Origin of the sequence: Paraburkholderia caledonica NBRC 102488, from assembly GCF_000685095.1 — a bacterium.
Taxonomy (GTDB): domain Bacteria; phylum Pseudomonadota; class Gammaproteobacteria; order Burkholderiales; family Burkholderiaceae; genus Paraburkholderia; species Paraburkholderia caledonica.
Genome location: NZ_BAYE01000002.1, coordinates 205,148 through 220,081, shown reverse-complemented (window position 1 = coordinate 220,081; position 14,934 = coordinate 205,148). Strand labels below are relative to the sequence as shown.

Sequence of the window (14,934 nt, the reverse complement as noted above, 5' to 3'; positions counted from 1 at the left end):
TAAGCCGCCGGTATGTGGGAGAGCCAGCATTCGCGGTGAAATCGGCCAGCGGTGCGGACACGTGCGCCGCTGACGCTCAGGACAAAGATGATGGATTCCAGTCAGGCACGCGAAGCGGGACTAGCACTGTACAGATTCGCAAGCGAGGGCGATTGTCGGTATCCGTCGTAGGTTCTAGTGCGGAAGAAGCAGAGCAGGCAGTTGCGCGAACGAATCGATCAGCGCATCGCATTGCAACGCCTCAGGGCCATCCGGCCCGCCATACCCGTAGCTGACGATGAACACCGGCATACCGGCCGCTCGCGCGGCGCTCACGTCCACCGGCGAATCGCCGACCAGCACGCTGCAATCCACATCTACGCCCAGCAATCGGCAAGCGTGCCACAGCGGTTCGGGATCGGGCTTCATGCGCTCGATCGAATCGCCTGCGACCAGCAGATCGAGATGATCCGCGAGGCCTGTCATCAGTAGCAACGGCGCTGCAAGCGCCTCGGGTTTGTTGGTGACGCATGCAAGCCGGTAGCCGAGCTGTCGAAGCTCGCCGAGACCCGCGGCGACGTGCGCAAACACATGGCCATGCTTGCCATTGGTCTGTTCATAGTGCCGATGAAAAGTCGCCAGCCCGTCGCTCATTTTTAGTTGCCTGTCCAGCGCCGCCGCTTCGAGGGTGCGTCGAACGAGGTTCGGAACACCTTTGCCGATAAAGCTGCTGACCGTGTCGAACGGCAACGGCGCCCGACCGAAGTCGGCGAGCATGCGGCTCGCCGCTTCGACGATATCCGGCGCGGTGTGAACCATCGTGCCGTCGAGGTCGATCAGCACGGCACGTGTTCGCGCTTGCGGCGATAAAACAGGTTGCTTGCTCATACGGCAGCGGCCTCGTTCAACGCATTGCGGTGCCAGCGGTGCAACGTGTCGAGGTCCACCCATGCGGGCCGCTCGCCTGTCGTTCCAGATGGGATCGGCGTAAGAGGATCGCCGAGATGAGGCAGCACGGCTAACGCGCCGTCGAAAGAATCCTGCGACGTGTATGCGGTCGGTGTGACGACGGTCGGTATGAGTGCCGCGCGCGCCGCCCGCAGACCGTTGGCGGAATCTTCGAACGCCATGCAGGCCGCGCCTGGCAGACCGAGTTGCCGAAGCGCGTCGAGGTAGACATCGGGCGCAGGCTTCTTTTTGTGCGTGGTGCTCGCGTCGCAGATCGCGGCGAAACGGCTGCGCCAGTCGGGGCCGAGGGGGCCTTGTAACAGCGCATCGAGATTCGCCGGCGTGGTGGTCGTCGCAATTGCCACGGGAATGGAGGCCTCGGCGGCTTCGTCGATCAGCCGCGCGATGCCGGGCCGCAACGGCAACCCGCCGTTGCGCACGTGGGCCGCGTAATGACGGGTCTTGATCGCGTGCACCGTGTCGATGACGCGGCTCACGCCCGAGCCCTCGGCTTCCTGCGGGTCGGCAATGCGCCAGTAATGCAGCAGACGCTCCTTGCCGCCCGCTACCTCGAGAAGACGCGAGTAGAGCGCTTCGTCCCAGTGCCAGTCGAGACCGGCTTCTGCGAATGCCGCATTGAACGCGTGCAGGTGCGCGCTTTCGGTATCGGCAAGCGTGCCGTCGACATCGAAGATCAAGGCTTGCATGAGCCAGTCCTCTTCATGTTTGCAGAGCGGCGTCATGCATGTCGCTGGGATGCAGTCACGATAGCGGAGCGGCACGGCAATTTGAACTCAGAGTTTCTTTGGACCGTGATAACCGATCCTTTAACGGCTTTCAACGCTGCGCGCGCGCCGCGTGAGTACAGGCTCGTGCGCTATCGCGTCACGCGCGCGGCAGTTGCAGGCCGGTGACGAAGTACGCGTGCAGTCCATGCGCAAAGCGCTTGAGCCGGGTGACGATCGACTTGTTCGCGCGCGTCAGGCCGTTGTACCCGAGCACCGCGGGTATTGCGACAAAGAGCCCGAATGCAGTCATGATGAGCGACTCGCCGACAGGTCCGGCAACATGATCGATCGACGCCTGTCCCGTTTCGCCGATCACGATCAGCGCATGGTAAATGCCCCACACGGTGCCGAAGAGGCCGACGAATGGCGCGGTGCTGCCGATCGACGCCAGCACGGCGAGACCGCTTTGCATATGGGCGATGATGTCGTCGATGGTGCCCTGCAGGCGGCGCGCGATCCAGTCCGACACGCCGATGCGGTCTTGCAGATGCGGCCTGTTTTGCCGGTGATGAGCCGCGGCTTCCGCGGCGGCCACAGCAAGCGCCAGAAGCGGATTGTCGCGCAGGACTGCCGCCGATGCGTCGCCAACATAACTATCGAGGCCGCCCAGGTCTTTGAGCCCGTGTTCGAAGCTGTCCGCTTGCCAGAACAATGCGTCGGTGCGGCCGGTCACACGCTTGATGCGCACGACGTGCCACAGCTTGACGACGATGACCGTCCACGACACGATGGACATGATGAAAAGCGTGCCGAGGATCGCGCGTGTGACGAGATCGCCGCTCTGCCAGACGTTCGCGACACCATAGTGCTGCATACCGTTTCCTTCAAGTCGCTTCGCATGAAAAGCGAAACGCAGGCGACTAGCGGACTACAAGCAGGCGACGTGCGCCGCATCGTCGAGTCTGCGCATTCATTCTCCGCTGCGGAGCGGCGTTTTAGAACGGATACTGCAGCTGCTGAGTCAATTCGGGAAAATTTCCTGCCCCTCTGCGTTGTCAAACGTTCCTTTAATGAACTACTTTGCTTGAATGCCGGGCCTGCGCGGTACAGCGCTTTCACAACGGAGTAACAAAATATGCTGGAGACACGCGTTCGTATAACAACAGGGGGACGTCCCATCGTTTTAGCTGCGGCTGCCGCGGCTGTCTTTGCCGCATTCGCGGCCGCCCCGGCGCTAGCCGCGGCGCCAACGGCTTATGTGACGAGCGAGAAGGCCGGTGTCGGCGTGATCGACCTCGACAAGATGACGCTAACGAGGACGTTTCCTGTCGGCGAAGGCGGCCCGCGCGGGCTGAGCCTGAATGCGGATGGATCGCGCCTCCTGGTGGCCAACAAGAATACCGGCGACCTCGCCGTCATCGATACGGCTTCCGGGGAAGTCGTGCAGCGCGTGAAAATCGGCAAGAATCCGGAGTTTGTGCGTGTGCACAACGGCTATGCGTATGTGACATACGAGCCGGGCGAAGACGGCGGGCCGCCCGCCGCGAACGCGCAGCCCGGCAAGCCGGCCAACGAGTCAGGCAACAAACCGCATGCCGACGACGATGACGATGCCAACAAGCCGCCCGCCGAGATCGCGATCGTCGATATGAAAACCTGGCGCGTGGTGCGTTCGGTGACGAGCGGTCACGAAACCGAGGGCATAGAGTTTTCGCGCGACGGCAAGAGCATGCTCGTCACGAACGAAGGCGACGACACGGTTTCCGTCTATCACGCGCGCACCGGAGCACCGCTCAGAACCGTGAAGCTCGCGGCGGGCGGGCGTCCGCGCGGCATCCGCCTGTCGCCGGACGGCAAGGAATACGTGGTCACGCTCGAGTCGTTGAGCAAGCTGGTCGTCATCGACGCGCACACGTTCAAGGTCGTCCGGACCGTGGATACCAAGCTGGGTCCATACGGGGTGGCATACGGTCCGGAGGGCAAGAGACTCTTCGTCGCCGCGGCGCGCGACAAGACGGTCCAGGTGTTCGACGGCCACAGCTACGAGCATCTCGCCGACGTTCCGGTGGGACAACGCTGCTGGCACTTCAGCTTTACGCCGGACGGCGCGAAGCTGCTGGTGGCCTGCGGGCGCTCGGATGCGGTCTATGTGCTCGATGCGCGCAGCTATCAGCCGATTACGCAAATCGGCCAGTTGCCGCTCGCATGGGGCATCGTTACTTATCCGCATAGCGACGGCTCGATCGAATCGCGCTGACCGCCGTTCATTTGCGAGGCGTTGACAGGTCCGTCATGTGTCACCGCCTCGCGTATGCATCGTGTCGCATCGTGTCATTTCCACGCATAGCGCAGGCCGACCCAGAACCCGCGCGGCGCGCCTGGCCCGACGAACTGCTCGTTGCTCGGGTTCGCGCCGTCGAACGTATGGCTGGGGCCGTTGAAGAAGTTCTCTCCTAGCGTGCCGAAGCTTGCATAGCGCTTGTCGAGCAGGTTCGTGATGTTCGCGAAGACCTGCAACTGTTTGGTCACCTGATACGACGTATCCAGATCGATCAGCAGATAGCCGGCGATCTTGCCGTTGACGTCCTGGTTGTTTTCGTCGCCCTGTGCATAGATGCCGCCGCGCCACGTGAGGTTCGCGCCAACCTTCCACTTTGCGGTGGCCGCATAGTCGAGCTGCAGCTTGACCGTGTTCGCCGGAATTCCGGGAAGATGGTCGCCCGGCTTCACATCAATGTTGCCGTTCGCGTCCGCGCTCGAATTGCTCGGGCTGCTCTCCGTCCAGGCCGACCGGTAGGTGGCGTCGATATAGCTGTAGCTCGCCGTCACGGCGAGTGGACCCAGCTGGCTGCGCCCGGAAAGCTCGAAGCCTTGCCGGCGCGTGCGACCGACGTTCTGAAAGAAGCCACGATTGCTCGCGGCGCCGTTGCTGCTGATGAACTCTATGTCGTTATCGAGCGTCGTTCTATAGACGGCCGCGCTCCATGTCGTCGCCTGACCGACCCGTCCGCGCGCGCCGAACTCGAAGGTCTTCGAAATCACTGGTTGCAGCGCCGGGTCGGACACGAAGTCATTCGGCAGCGAGCAGGGCGCGGCGGGGTCCGCGCAGGCGAGTTCGATCGCGGTGGGCGAGCGCATGCCTTCGTTGTAGGTGGCATAGGCCGTGAACGTCGAAGTCGGATTCCAGTTGATGCCGACTGCCGGATTGAAGCGGGAAAACGTATGGTGTCCGTTCAACTGCGGCTGAAGGCCGCTCGAGTCGCCGATGGTGGCATCGGCCCAGTTGTAGCGGCCCGCAAGCGTCAGCGACCATTGCTTCGTCAGCGACAACGTGTCTTGCATGTAGATGCCGTAGTTGCCGTTATGCGTTTTCGCCGCGGTCTGCTGCGTGAAATCGCCGATGCCGAGCGTCGCGCGCGAGTCGGTGAACACCGCGTCTTGCGACGATTCCGTGTAGCGCGAATTTGCAATGTCCGCCGACACGCCGGCCACGAACTGATTTTCCATGCTGCCGAGTTTGCCGAGCAACGTGAGCTGCAGGCTCGCCCCGTAGCTCTCGGTCGAGACCACTGATTTTTCGTTGGTCGCCTGCGTGGTGTCGACGTCGCCGTCGTCCCCGATGGAGCCGAAGTTCGGATTGGTGTTGCTGCTCAGGTTGCTGTTGCGGAAATGCCGGTAGTACGCATTGCCGCTCAGTTCCACGTTGTCGCTGAAGTAGTGTTCGCCGGAGAGCGTCAGGTAGCCCGCCGTGTTCAGGTTCTGGTCGGGATAGGTGTACGGCTGCTTCGGGTTGCCAAGAAACGAACGCGGAATGGTCTGCGTGCCGTGCAGATCGTTGTCCGCGCCACCCGCCGACAGCGACAGCGTCGTGTCCGCATCGGTATAACGCAGCTTGCCGAAGATCTGGCGCACGCGGCTTGCATTCTGTTCGGCCCAGCCGTTGTCGTTGGCCACGTTGCCGGTCACGTAGTAGTCGAGGTTGTGTCCGATCGTGCCGCCTTGCTCGATCTGCGCGGTCTTGCGGCCCCACGAGCCGAGCGCCACTTCGGCCTCCCCGCCGGGGCTCGTCTTGCCGTTCTTCGTGGTGATAGCAAGGGCGCCGCCGAGCGTGTTCAGGCCGTAGGTCGGATTGGAACCCGGGATGAGCTGAATCGTGTCGATGGCCTGCTGCGGCAGCACGTCCCAGTTGACCACGTCGCCGAACGGCTCGTTCACGCGCACGCCGTCGACGAACACCGAAATGCCTTGCGGTGTGCCGAGCAATGGCGACGCGGTGAAGCCGCGATAGTTGACGTTCATCTGATACGGATTGCCTTGCGCATCGGCGATATCGACGCTCGGCAGATTCTTCGCGAAGTAATCGGTGAGCGTGCTGCGGTGCTGTTGCGCGATGTCTTGCGCATGGACCGTTTGCACATTGGCCGGCACCTGAGCGAGCGGTGTGCCGATGCCGAGTAGCGGCGTGGTGCCGACCACCACGACCGGCGCGAGCGTGGTTGCCTCGCCGTCCGCACCCGTCTCCACAACTTCCGCCGATGCCGTTGCCGATGCCGATATACCGGCCGCCGGTTGCCCATCAGCCCACGCGCCCACCGAAATGCTCGCGAGCGCGCTGCCGAATCCCAGCGTCAGGCCGGCGCGTCGCCGTAGATTGAGCACGGTATCGGAACGGCGCACGCGTGATGCGATATTCATTATTCTGTCTCCTGCCGGGGCGACGCTTTCTTTGTGGCGCAGCCGCGTTGCGGCATGCGTAGCGCTTTCTTTCAAGGTGTGCAAAGCTTCGCATGCGCCATCGCGCGGGAGCTCGGGAGCTTTTCCCGAAATCGCGAGGAAGCGTTCCCTAACTCGTTGCAACCAGAGTTCGTGTCCGACCGGCCTGAGTAGAATGCAAACGTGATGTCGAGCGATTCCTCCAAAACTTCGTCAGCCCGCCGCGAGCCATCCCATTCGACGGTTCCGCGCGATCTCGCATGTGTGCTCGCGCTGACTACGCTGGCTGCGGTGCTGAGCTCGGTGTTCGATGCCAGCGAGCACGCCTATCGCTGGACGCGAGGTCTGGAGCGCTTCCAGCTCGACGAATTGCCGGGCACGCTGTGCGTGCTCTCTTTGGGCCTCGCCTGGTTCGCGTGGCGGCGCTATCGCGAGACGCGCCGCGAGCTTGCCTATCGCCGCGCGCTGGAAGAACAGGCCGAACGTCTGCTGGCCGACAACCGGCGTCTCGGCAATCAGGCGTTGCAGGCGCAGGAGATCGAGCGCCGCCATCTCGCGCGGGAACTGCACGATGAACTCGGCCAATACCTGAACGCAATTTCACTCGACGCGGCGCGCATCCGCGATCTATCAGCGGCGCGTGAACCTGAGGTTCATCGTATATCGCTCGGTCTGATGCAGAGCGCGAGCCATGTGTACCGGCAGATCGGCGGCATGATCCGGCGGCTGCGGCCTATCGGTCTGGATGAATTCGGCTTGCCGAGTGCGCTTGAACATTGCATCGACGGCTGGCGCGAGCGGCTGCCTGATGCGTCGTTCTCGCTGACAATAGAAGGCGATTACTCGGGGCTCAGTGACGCGTTGACGATTACGCTTTACCGGCTCGTGCAGGAAGGGCTGACGAACGTCTCGAAGTTTGCGCGCAACTCGCGCGTGGAGGTGTTCATGGTGCGCGCACCGCGCGAAGCGCACATGGCAAAAGACACTGCGAAGGCGAACGAACCGATCGACGAAATCGTCGTGACCATGGCCGACGACGGACCCGGCGTCGATCTGAATGCACCGCGCGACGGCCTCGGCCTGATCGGCATGCGCGAGCGCGTCGAGGCGCTCGGCGGCGAATTTCATGTGGCGAGCAAGCCCGAAGGCGGCTTCCTGTTTTGCGCGCGCGTGCCCGCTCAGGCGGGGCTTGCCGAACCGGTGAACTGAAGACCGAGGCGGCTTGCCATTTGCGCGAGTTGAACGCCGTTGTCGGCACCGAACTTCTGCCGGATCACCGACTGATGATTGGCCACCGTCTTCTGGCTAAGACCGAGTTTTTCGGCGATGCTCGGCAGCGTGTAACCCTGTACGAGCAGACGCAGCACCTCGAATTCACGCGCGGATAACTGCCGCCCAGGCGGGCCTTCGCTGAAGGCGTTGCGCAGTGCGAGCGCCTGCGAGATGTCAGGGCTCAGATAGCTCACGCGCCTCGCGATCGTGCGAACCGCTTCCACGAGTACATCGGGAGCGCTGGCCTTGGTCACATAGCCGAGCGCGCCGGCGTCGAGCGCGCGGCGCACGAAAATCGCTTCTTCATGCACGCTGAAAATCAGCACCCGGGCATCGGGCTCGCGCGCGAGCATGCGCCGCATCGCCTCGATGCCGCTTGCTCCCGGCAGCGACACGTCCATCACGACGACATCGGGCCGCAACGCACAAAAGCGCTGATAGGCGAGGGTGGCGTCGGCCGCCTCGCCGCACACGTGCACGTCGGCACTCACTTCGAGCAGACGCCGGTAGCCTTCGCGCACCACGGCGTGATCGTCGACGAGCAACACTGAAATGTCCGCCCCTGCCATGTTCAGCCTCCATGCAATGCGGTCGATCAGAGTTCGCACTTCAGCGCGTTACTCCGGTTCCCTGCAGCACTGTCCCTTGCAACTTACTCGTGATGGCCGCCGTCATGCGGCTTGCCCGCCGCTTGCGCAGCCAGAAGCTTGCGCGAGTTTGCGTCGGTCCGAAACAGGATCGGTTGCTCACGCGGCGCGCTTGCCGTTGACGCCAGGCGCGTGACGTTCACCACTTTTTCATGCGACGGCGACTTGTCGCAAACCGGGTCGGCATTGGCTGCGTCGCCGGTGAGCAGATACGCCTGGCAACGACAGCCGCCGAGATCGCGCTCCTTCTCCTCGCAACTGCGGCACGGTTCCTTCATCCACTGCAGACCGCGAAAGCGGTTGAACGCGTCGCTGTGGTACCAGATCTCACGCAGCGGCGTCTCTTTGACGTTCGGCAACACGAGTCCGGGCAGACCGCGCGCGGCGTGGCACGGCAGCGCTGCGCCGTCGGGCGCTACGCCAAGGAAGACCGCGCCCCAGCCGTTCATGCAGCGCTTGGGGCGTCGTTCGAAGTAGTCAGGCACGACGAAGAAAATCTTGCACCGGTCGCCATGCGTGCGTCGATAACGTTCCACCACGGCTTCTGCTTCGTCGAGTTGCTCGCGTGTCGGCATCAGTTGAGCCTGATTGTGATGCGCCCAGCCGTAGTACTGCGTGTTCGCGAGTTCCAGATATTCGGCGCCCATCGCGAGCGCCATGTCGATGATCTTGTCGACGTGCGGCAGGTTGTAGCGATGCAGTACGCAGTTCAGCACCATCGGAAAGCCGTGCCGTTTGATCGACGCGGCAACCCGCTGTTTCAGATCGAACGTGCGCGTGCTGCTCAGAAAGTCGTTGAGTTCCTGCGTCGAATCCTGAAACGACAGCTGAATGTGATCGAGACCGGCTGCCTTCAGATCGCCGAGGCGCTTGTCGGTCAAACCGATGCCGGACGTGATCAGATTCGTGTAGAACCCGAGCCGCCGTGCTTCTTCGACCAGCACTTCGAGATCGTCCCGCACCAGCGGTTCGCCGCCCGAAAACCCGAGTTGCGCGGCGCCGAGCGCGCGCGCGTCGCGCAGCACGCCGAGCCATTGCTCGGTGCTGAGTTCGCGACTGTGATCGGTGTAGTCGACCGGGTTGTAGCAGAACGCGCAATGCAGCGGGCAGCGGTAGGTCAACTCCGCGAGCAGCCACAGCGGCGGCGCGACGCCGTCCGGCACGGCTTGAGACCGTGCGTCGGCAACGGGTTGCGAAAGATCGGTCATCGCGCTACTCCAGCCATCCACGTGAATGCGCGTCAGCGACGAATGCGCGCACTTCGGGACCGAGTCCGGTGGCGTTGAACGCCTGCTCGAGATCGGCAATCAGCGCGTTCATGTCGCGCGTGCCGTCGCACCGTTTGAGGATTTCTGCCGCGCTCTGGTTGAGCTTCACCATCCCTTCCGGATAGAGCAGCACGTGAGCGTCTTGCGCCGGTTCCCATTGCAGGCGAAACAGCTTGTTGAGGGCGGGACGTTCCGCGTTGGACATGTCGTTCATTGTGGAAAAGCCTTTTCGATCGAGTCCAGCATGGTCCACAGAATGTCGAGCTTGAATTGCAAAATCTCGAGCGCACGTTCCTGCTGTTCGCGCCGCGTGAAATGATCGAGCGTGACCTGGAGACCATGCTCCACGTCGCGCTGCGCGAGCGTGATGCGTGAGCGGAAATACGCAAGGCCGGAGGCTTCGATCCACGGGTAGTGTTCGGGCCAGCTTGCGAGCCGGTCACGATGCACTTGCGGCGCGAACATTTCCGTCAGCGACGAACACACCGATTCCTGCCATGGAGCGCGGCGTGCAAAATTCACGTATGCGTCGACGGCAAAGCGCACGCCCGGCGTGACATGCTTGAGCGACCACAGTTCGTCGCGCGACAGGCCGACCGCGTCGCCAAGACGCGCCCATGTTTCTATGCCGCCTTCCTCGTCGCCATAGCCGTCGTGATCGAGAATGCGCAGCACCCAGCGGCGGCGCGTCTCGCGATCCGGACAATTGGACAGCACCGCTGCGTCTTTCAGCGGAATATTGATCTGGTAATAGAAACGGTTCGCTACCCAGCCGCGAATCTGTTCGCGCGAGCAGCCGCCGCTATTCATCTTCACATTGAACGGATGGTGAATGTGATACGCCGTGCCCTTCGCGCGTAACTGCGCTTCGAATTCCTCGCGCGTCCAGGCTTCGTCGCCGGGCTTTCCGCCGCCGGGCTGTTCGCCGCTCTGCGCGGCGTTGCGCGGTGCTGCACTCAAGGTGTCTTTCGCGTTCATGCGATCTCCGGTTCGTGCGCAGTCAGTGCTTCCTGCGCACGCTTCATAGTTCGAACGTCATGCCGTCGTACGCAACTTCAATGCCGTGCTCCATGAGGATACGGCGCTCCGCGCCGTCCTCGACGAGAATCGGATTCGTGTTGTTGATGTGGATCAGTACCTTGCGGACCTGCTGCTCGCCAAGCGAGTCCAGTACTTCGATCATGCCACCAGGACCGGATTGCTGCAGATGACCCATGTCCGCCGCGGTTTTCTTCGAGAGGCCGAGGCGGATCATTTCATCGGCGGTCCACAGTGTGCCGTCGACGAGCAGCAGATCCGCGTCGCGCATCGCATCGAGCACGTGTGTTTCAATCGCGCCGAGGCCCGGTGCGTAAAACACGCGCTTGCCTGTCTGCCGGTTCGTGATGACGAGCCCGATGTTGTCGCCGCGCTCCGGCGCGTTGCGATGCGGCGAGTAGGGTGGCGCCTTGCTGGAGAGCGGCAACGCGTGGATCTGCACGCCGGGTAACGCGTCGACGGCGAGCGGCGCGCCGTCCAGAGCGATGCGGCAATGTTCGACGCCGCAGTAGTGCGAGAGCATCGGCGCGATCGGAAAGCCGCTCGTCAGGTCTTGCCAGACCGCATCGGTCGCATAGAGCGGCAACGGCGTGTCGCGTTCGCGCAGCATCAACAGGCCGGTGACGTGATCGATCTGCGCGTCGATGACGAGCACCGCCGCAATGCCGCTGTCGCGCGCGCGTCGAGCCGGTTGCAGTTCGGGGTTTGCGGCAATTTGCGCGAGCAGATCGGGCGACGCATTGACGAGCAGCCAGTCCTCGCCGTTCGCGCTGATCGCAATCGACGATTGAGTGCGGCGCGTCGCTTTCAGCGTGCCGCGCCGCACGCCGTCGCAATTGCGGCAGTTGCAGTTCCACTGGGGAAAGCCGCCGCCCGCCGACGAGCCCAAGACCTTGATTTTCATGCCGCGCGGCGCAGCGTGCGCCCCTCGTGAGTAGATGGAAGAAACATGGCCGCGAGCGCATCAGCCACGCGTTCGCGCAACGCGGGATCGCTTGCCAGGTGACCCGCACGCACGCGCTCGACATGTGCGGCAGGCACGGCCCGCGCGAGCCGGCGCAGATTGTCCGGCGGACACACCGGATCGCGTGAGCCGTGCACGGCGGCGATCGGCACGCCAGCCGCGGCGGCGCGGCGCGCGAGCGACAGCAGTTGTGTCTCTCCAAGCCAGCAACGATGCGTCAGGTAATGAGCCTGAATGCGATATTTATCGACCAGCTTGCGGCTCTCCTTATGTGAGCTTCTGGCTGGCACGAGCTTGCGTCGCGTGCTTGCACTGGCAAGCACCGCGTTTTCATAGCCGCGCCACGCGAGCGCGAGCGTCCGCTGCTGCGCGTCACTCGCGCCGCCGCGTCGCAAGCGTGCGGCGCAGCGCGCGAGCAATTCTGCAGGCTGCGTGCAACGTGCGGCGGCACACAGCTTCGCCCATGCATGCGGCGCGCGTTTGCGCGACGTGACGAAGAGGCCGCGAACCTCGCGCGCCGATGTGAGAAAGAGGCCGCGCAGCACCACGCCCGTCACCGATTGCGGATGCCGCCCCGCATACGCGAGCGCAAGTGCCGCGCCCCACGAGCCGCCGAGCACGCCCCACCGTTTTATGCCGAGCCGTATACGCACCGTCTCAATGTCTTCGATCAGCAGATCCGTGCGGTTGTGGCGCACGCCGCCGCGAGGCGTCGAGCGACCGGTGCCGCGCTGATCGATCTGCACGACTTTGAAGCGCGTCAAGTCGAAGAGCCGGGTTGCGTCGGGCTGGCTACCGCTGCCGGGACCACCGTGCAATACGACGACGGGCACGCCGTCGGCGGCTCCGGCCACCGTGAACGACACGCAGTGAGCGTCGCGCGTGCGCAGCGCGTGCACAGTCGGCACGGCTTGCGGGTGCATACGTGTGTGCATTTGCGTAGCTGAGCGGGGGCGCCTCATGGCAACATCCTCGCGAGCAGATTGTCACGGTCGATCCATTGATGCTTGAGCGCGCCGGCCACATGCAACACGATCAGCGCGATCAGCACATAGGCGGTCGCTTCATGAATGCCGAAGAACAGTTCGCGCAGCCCCGCGTCGTCCCAGCCCCACTTGGGCAGCGGGATACCCCAGAAGCGCGTTCCATAGCGGTTGAACGACGAGCCCAGATAGCCCGACACGGGCATTGCCACCATTGCCACGTATAAAAGGCCCTGCGTAGTGCGCGCGGCGGCGCGTTGCCACGGTCGCATCGGCGGCAGGGGCGGCCGATGAAAGGCCACACGCGCCACGATGCGTAGAAGCACCAGCAGGAAAACCGTCAGTCCGATGGACTTGTGAAGGTTCAGAAGCGTCGCCTTGACGGGCAGGCCCTTCGGCAGTCCGACCATATACAGCCCGAGCGCGAGCAGGCCGATGATGCCGAAGGCGATCAGCCAATGCAGTGCGATCATCGAGCCGGCGTAGCGCGGTGCTGCGCCGGCGCGTGAGGGCGCGGAAGAAGAATGCGCGGTCGTCATGTCTGCCTCCTTTGGTTAGCCCACCACGAGGATCTCGCCCCGTCCGTCGACGGCGACGTCGCCTGCATAGCGGCGCGGCAGACGGGCCGCGCGCCACTGTGAGAAAGGTGCAATCTCGCTGGCGAGACTGCGCACGAGCAGAGACCAGAATACGTCGAAACCACGGCCGCCGTCGGTGAAGGTGGGCGGCACACTGGTGGGACGCTGGGCGAGCAGCAGGGTTCCGCGCCTCATCCCATACGCATAGTGTGCGCCCAGTTGACCGGCGATGCCGATGGTGCCCGCGACGAGCCGCGACGCCGCGAAATCGCCCGCGTTGCCGCCGACCAGCACGAGCCCGCGGCGCATGCGGTCGGCGAGCCGCGCGCCGGCGTTACCGTGAATCGTCAGCGTGCCGCCCGTCATGCCTTCCATGTCGCCGGCGAGCGCGCCCGCCGCGAAATCGCCGCAATTGCCCGCCACCGTGAGCCGTCCGCCGCGCATTTCGCAGGCGGTGAAATGGCGCGCGTCGCCGTCAATTCGCAACACGCCGCCGGCCATCTGCAAGCCGCATTGATCGCCTACCGAACCGCCCACGATGAGGTGGCCTTGCGTCATTCGCGCGCCGATGCGGTCGAGCCACGGTCCGGCGTCTTCGATCATCAGGGCGCAGTCGGCGCCGCCCTGGCCCGCTTCGTCCGACGCCGCCGCTTCGCCGCTGCGCGAGACGTCGAATACATCGCCGACGGCGTAACTGTCGTTGCCTGCGGGCAGCACGATGCGCTCGACGTCCGCGATGGAGAGCGCCGCGAGCGATGCCGGCAGCAACGCCGAGGCGTCGACGCGAAAGCCCGGCGCCGTTTTGACGCGCAACGTGGTCACGACACTCATGCGCCGCTCCCGCCGAGACCGGCCGCCAGTTGGTGAAGATGGAAGTGGTAGGGACCGAGCTTGCCGCCGTAATTGCCCGCCGACACGCGCAGCAGGCCCGCCGCGCGTCCCAGTCCGGCGGCTGCGACGATGCCCGCCGTCATCGCCGCGCCGACGTCCGCTTCGGTGAGCCCGTCGATCACGATTTCGAGCACGCAGCGCACTTCCGCGCTCAGTTCGCTGTGCGCCGACAGGCCCGCGAGCGTCGGACAGAACGCGTCGTTCGTGGACGCGGTGGCGCCTTTGTACTTCGAGCCGACCTTCGAACCCGAACGCACGACGCCGCCCGGAAAAGGCATGATCACGTTCGGCAACATGCGCATCGCGGCGACGGCCGCTTCGGCAGCAGCCAGCGCCGCGTCGATATCGCGTGCGAGAAGAATCAGATTGCCGCCGCCCACCGCCTTCACGGTGGGCGCGGTTTCCTCGCAGACGAATTCGCCGTCCATCACCGGCACTCGCCAGTAGCGCGTGTCGCCGAGCATCTTCGAGATCTGCCAGCCGTCGCCGAAAAAACGCAGGTTTTTGCCGAGCGGTGCGAGATCGGAGAGCGGCGCTCGGCTCGTTTCCGGATCGATGCCGCGATACACGGCGGTGGTCGGGCAAGTGAGCACGCATTGCCCGACACGCCGTTCGATCTGCCTGGCCAGTTCCTTCGACGACACGGCGAACAGCAGTACAGCGGCGCCCGGCCGTCCATCTGGTGTTTCGTCGCCCTCGAGCGTGCGTTCGATGCCGGCCTCGCAGCCGCAACCGATCACCGAGGTCGCAAAACCCGTCAGCGAGCGCGCCGCGTTCATCGCCCACGCGGGCGTGTGCGCGGTGATGACGAGCCGCGTCGCCTTCATCGGAAACGCTTCCGCGAAAGTGGCGTCAATCGTGGTGCCGTTGATTTGCAGGGTCGGCGTGTCGCTCATCGTGTGCGGGTCGCTGTTCAGATCAGCCA

General features: G+C 64.0%; 15 protein-coding genes. 2 read left to right on the top strand and 13 right to left on the bottom strand.

What is annotated here, in order from left to right; translation table 11 throughout:
- Nucleotides 1–174: 174 nt before the first annotated feature.
- From gph to BCA01S_RS04840, 3 genes are all read right to left on the bottom strand, one after another.
- Entirely contained in the window at nucleotides 175–867 is a 693-nt protein-coding gene (gph, locus tag BCA01S_RS04850) for a phosphoglycolate phosphatase (RefSeq protein WP_027775952.1), read from the bottom strand.
- On the bottom strand, nucleotides 864–1,634 hold the full coding sequence (locus tag BCA01S_RS04845) for an HAD family hydrolase (protein ID WP_027775951.1): 771 nt from the start codon (nucleotides 1,632–1,634) through the stop codon (nucleotides 864–866). The genes gph and BCA01S_RS04845 overlap by 4 nt, the downstream gene beginning before the upstream one ends.
- A gap of 178 nt (nucleotides 1,635–1,812) precedes the next feature.
- Nucleotides 1,813–2,529: a MotA/TolQ/ExbB proton channel family protein gene (locus BCA01S_RS04840; protein WP_027775950.1), complete on the bottom strand. Its 717-nt coding sequence runs from the start codon at nucleotides 2,527–2,529 to the stop codon at nucleotides 1,813–1,815.
- A gap of 261 nt (nucleotides 2,530–2,790) precedes the next feature.
- On the opposite strand from BCA01S_RS04840, the gene BCA01S_RS04835 reads away from it, so the two are divergent.
- Nucleotides 2,791–3,912, top strand: coding sequence for a YVTN family beta-propeller repeat protein (locus BCA01S_RS04835; RefSeq protein WP_027775949.1), 1,122 nt, complete (start codon nucleotides 2,791–2,793; stop codon nucleotides 3,910–3,912).
- 74 nt (nucleotides 3,913–3,986) lie between these two features.
- Here BCA01S_RS04835 and BCA01S_RS04830 read toward each other — a convergent pair whose 3' ends face one another.
- Nucleotides 3,987–6,350 (bottom strand): TonB-dependent receptor, encoded by a 2,364-nt coding sequence (locus BCA01S_RS04830; protein ID WP_027775948.1) that lies wholly within the window; start codon nucleotides 6,348–6,350, stop codon nucleotides 3,987–3,989.
- Between the two features lie 204 nt (nucleotides 6,351–6,554).
- On the opposite strand from BCA01S_RS04830, the gene BCA01S_RS04825 reads away from it, so the two are divergent.
- Nucleotides 6,555–7,577: a histidine kinase gene (locus BCA01S_RS04825; RefSeq protein ID WP_027775947.1), complete on the top strand. Its 1,023-nt coding sequence runs from the start codon at nucleotides 6,555–6,557 to the stop codon at nucleotides 7,575–7,577.
- Here BCA01S_RS04825 and BCA01S_RS04820 read toward each other — a convergent pair.
- The 9 genes from BCA01S_RS04820 to fhcD form a co-directional block, all read right to left on the bottom strand.
- Nucleotides 7,547–8,209, bottom strand: coding sequence for a response regulator (locus BCA01S_RS04820; RefSeq protein WP_027775946.1), 663 nt, complete (start codon nucleotides 8,207–8,209; stop codon nucleotides 7,547–7,549). The genes BCA01S_RS04825 and BCA01S_RS04820 overlap by 31 nt on opposite strands.
- A gap of 83 nt (nucleotides 8,210–8,292) precedes the next feature.
- Nucleotides 8,293–9,495, bottom strand: coding sequence for a pyrroloquinoline quinone biosynthesis protein PqqE (gene pqqE / locus BCA01S_RS34460; protein ID WP_042317973.1), 1,203 nt, complete (start codon nucleotides 9,493–9,495; stop codon nucleotides 8,293–8,295).
- A 4-nt stretch (nucleotides 9,496–9,499) separates the two neighbouring features.
- The gene (pqqD, locus tag BCA01S_RS04810) at nucleotides 9,500–9,769 is read right to left on the bottom strand and encodes a pyrroloquinoline quinone biosynthesis peptide chaperone PqqD (RefSeq protein ID WP_027775945.1); all 270 of its coding nucleotides are present in this window, start codon (nucleotides 9,767–9,769) and stop codon (nucleotides 9,500–9,502) included.
- Nucleotides 9,766–10,533: a pyrroloquinoline-quinone synthase PqqC gene (gene pqqC, locus BCA01S_RS04805; RefSeq protein ID WP_027775944.1), complete on the bottom strand. Its 768-nt coding sequence runs from the start codon at nucleotides 10,531–10,533 to the stop codon at nucleotides 9,766–9,768. Before pqqC ends, pqqD begins: the two co-directional genes overlap by 4 nt.
- Before the next feature lie 43 nt (nucleotides 10,534–10,576).
- A complete protein-coding gene (pqqB, locus tag BCA01S_RS04800; RefSeq protein WP_027775943.1) occupies nucleotides 10,577–11,497 on the bottom strand; it encodes a pyrroloquinoline quinone biosynthesis protein PqqB in 921 nt (306 codons plus the stop codon).
- Nucleotides 11,494–12,480 (bottom strand): alpha/beta fold hydrolase, encoded by a 987-nt coding sequence (locus BCA01S_RS04795; protein WP_027775942.1) that lies wholly within the window; start codon nucleotides 12,478–12,480, stop codon nucleotides 11,494–11,496. The genes pqqB and BCA01S_RS04795 overlap by 4 nt, the downstream gene beginning before the upstream one ends.
- Before the next feature lie 35 nt (nucleotides 12,481–12,515).
- A complete protein-coding gene (locus tag BCA01S_RS04790; RefSeq protein WP_027775941.1) occupies nucleotides 12,516–13,079 on the bottom strand; it encodes a cytochrome b in 564 nt (187 codons plus the stop codon).
- Between the two features lie 15 nt (nucleotides 13,080–13,094).
- A complete protein-coding gene (locus BCA01S_RS04785; protein ID WP_027775940.1) occupies nucleotides 13,095–13,949 on the bottom strand; it encodes a formylmethanofuran dehydrogenase subunit C in 855 nt (284 codons plus the stop codon).
- Entirely contained in the window at nucleotides 13,946–14,905 is a 960-nt protein-coding gene (gene fhcD / locus BCA01S_RS04780; RefSeq protein ID WP_027775939.1) for a formylmethanofuran--tetrahydromethanopterin N-formyltransferase, read from the bottom strand. Before fhcD ends, BCA01S_RS04785 begins: the two co-directional genes overlap by 4 nt.
- Nucleotides 14,906–14,934: the final 29 nt, after the last annotated feature.

What these genes read in the sequence shown, in the direction of transcription:
- BCA01S_RS04820 (WP_027775946.1), bottom strand. Translation starts at nt 8,209, where the DNA reads ATGGCAGGGGCGGACATTTCAGTGTTGCTCGTCGACGATCACGCCGTG.
- BCA01S_RS04825 (WP_027775947.1), top strand. Translation starts at nt 6,555, where the DNA reads ATGTCGAGCGATTCCTCCAAAACTTCGTCAGCCCGCCGCGAGCCATCC.
- pqqB (WP_027775943.1), bottom strand. Translation starts at nt 11,497, where the DNA reads ATGAAAATCAAGGTCTTGGGCTCGTCGGCGGGCGGCGGCTTTCCCCAG.
- BCA01S_RS04845 (WP_027775951.1), bottom strand. Translation starts at nt 1,634, where the DNA reads ATGCAAGCCTTGATCTTCGATGTCGACGGCACGCTTGCCGATACCGAA.
- pqqC (WP_027775944.1), bottom strand. Translation starts at nt 10,533, where the DNA reads ATGAACGCGAAAGACACCTTGAGTGCAGCACCGCGCAACGCCGCGCAG.
- BCA01S_RS04785 (WP_027775940.1), bottom strand. Translation starts at nt 13,949, where the DNA reads ATGAGTGTCGTGACCACGTTGCGCGTCAAAACGGCGCCGGGCTTTCGC.
- BCA01S_RS04795 (WP_027775942.1), bottom strand. Translation starts at nt 12,480, where the DNA reads ATGCACCCGCAAGCCGTGCCGACTGTGCACGCGCTGCGCACGCGCGAC.
- BCA01S_RS04835 (WP_027775949.1), top strand. Translation starts at nt 2,791, where the DNA reads ATGCTGGAGACACGCGTTCGTATAACAACAGGGGGACGTCCCATCGTT.
- fhcD (WP_027775939.1), bottom strand. Translation starts at nt 14,905, where the DNA reads ATGAGCGACACGCCGACCCTGCAAATCAACGGCACCACGATTGACGCC.
- BCA01S_RS04840 (WP_027775950.1), bottom strand. Translation starts at nt 2,529, where the DNA reads ATGCAGCACTATGGTGTCGCGAACGTCTGGCAGAGCGGCGATCTCGTC.
- pqqD (WP_027775945.1), bottom strand. Translation starts at nt 9,769, where the DNA reads ATGAACGACATGTCCAACGCGGAACGTCCCGCCCTCAACAAGCTGTTT.
- BCA01S_RS04790 (WP_027775941.1), bottom strand. Translation starts at nt 13,079, where the DNA reads ATGACGACCGCGCATTCTTCTTCCGCGCCCTCACGCGCCGGCGCAGCA.
- gph (WP_027775952.1), bottom strand. Translation starts at nt 867, where the DNA reads ATGAGCAAGCAACCTGTTTTATCGCCGCAAGCGCGAACACGTGCCGTG.
- pqqE (WP_042317973.1), bottom strand. Translation starts at nt 9,495, where the DNA reads ATGACCGATCTTTCGCAACCCGTTGCCGACGCACGGTCTCAAGCCGTG.
- BCA01S_RS04830 (WP_027775948.1), bottom strand. Translation starts at nt 6,350, where the DNA reads ATGAATATCGCATCACGCGTGCGCCGTTCCGATACCGTGCTCAATCTA.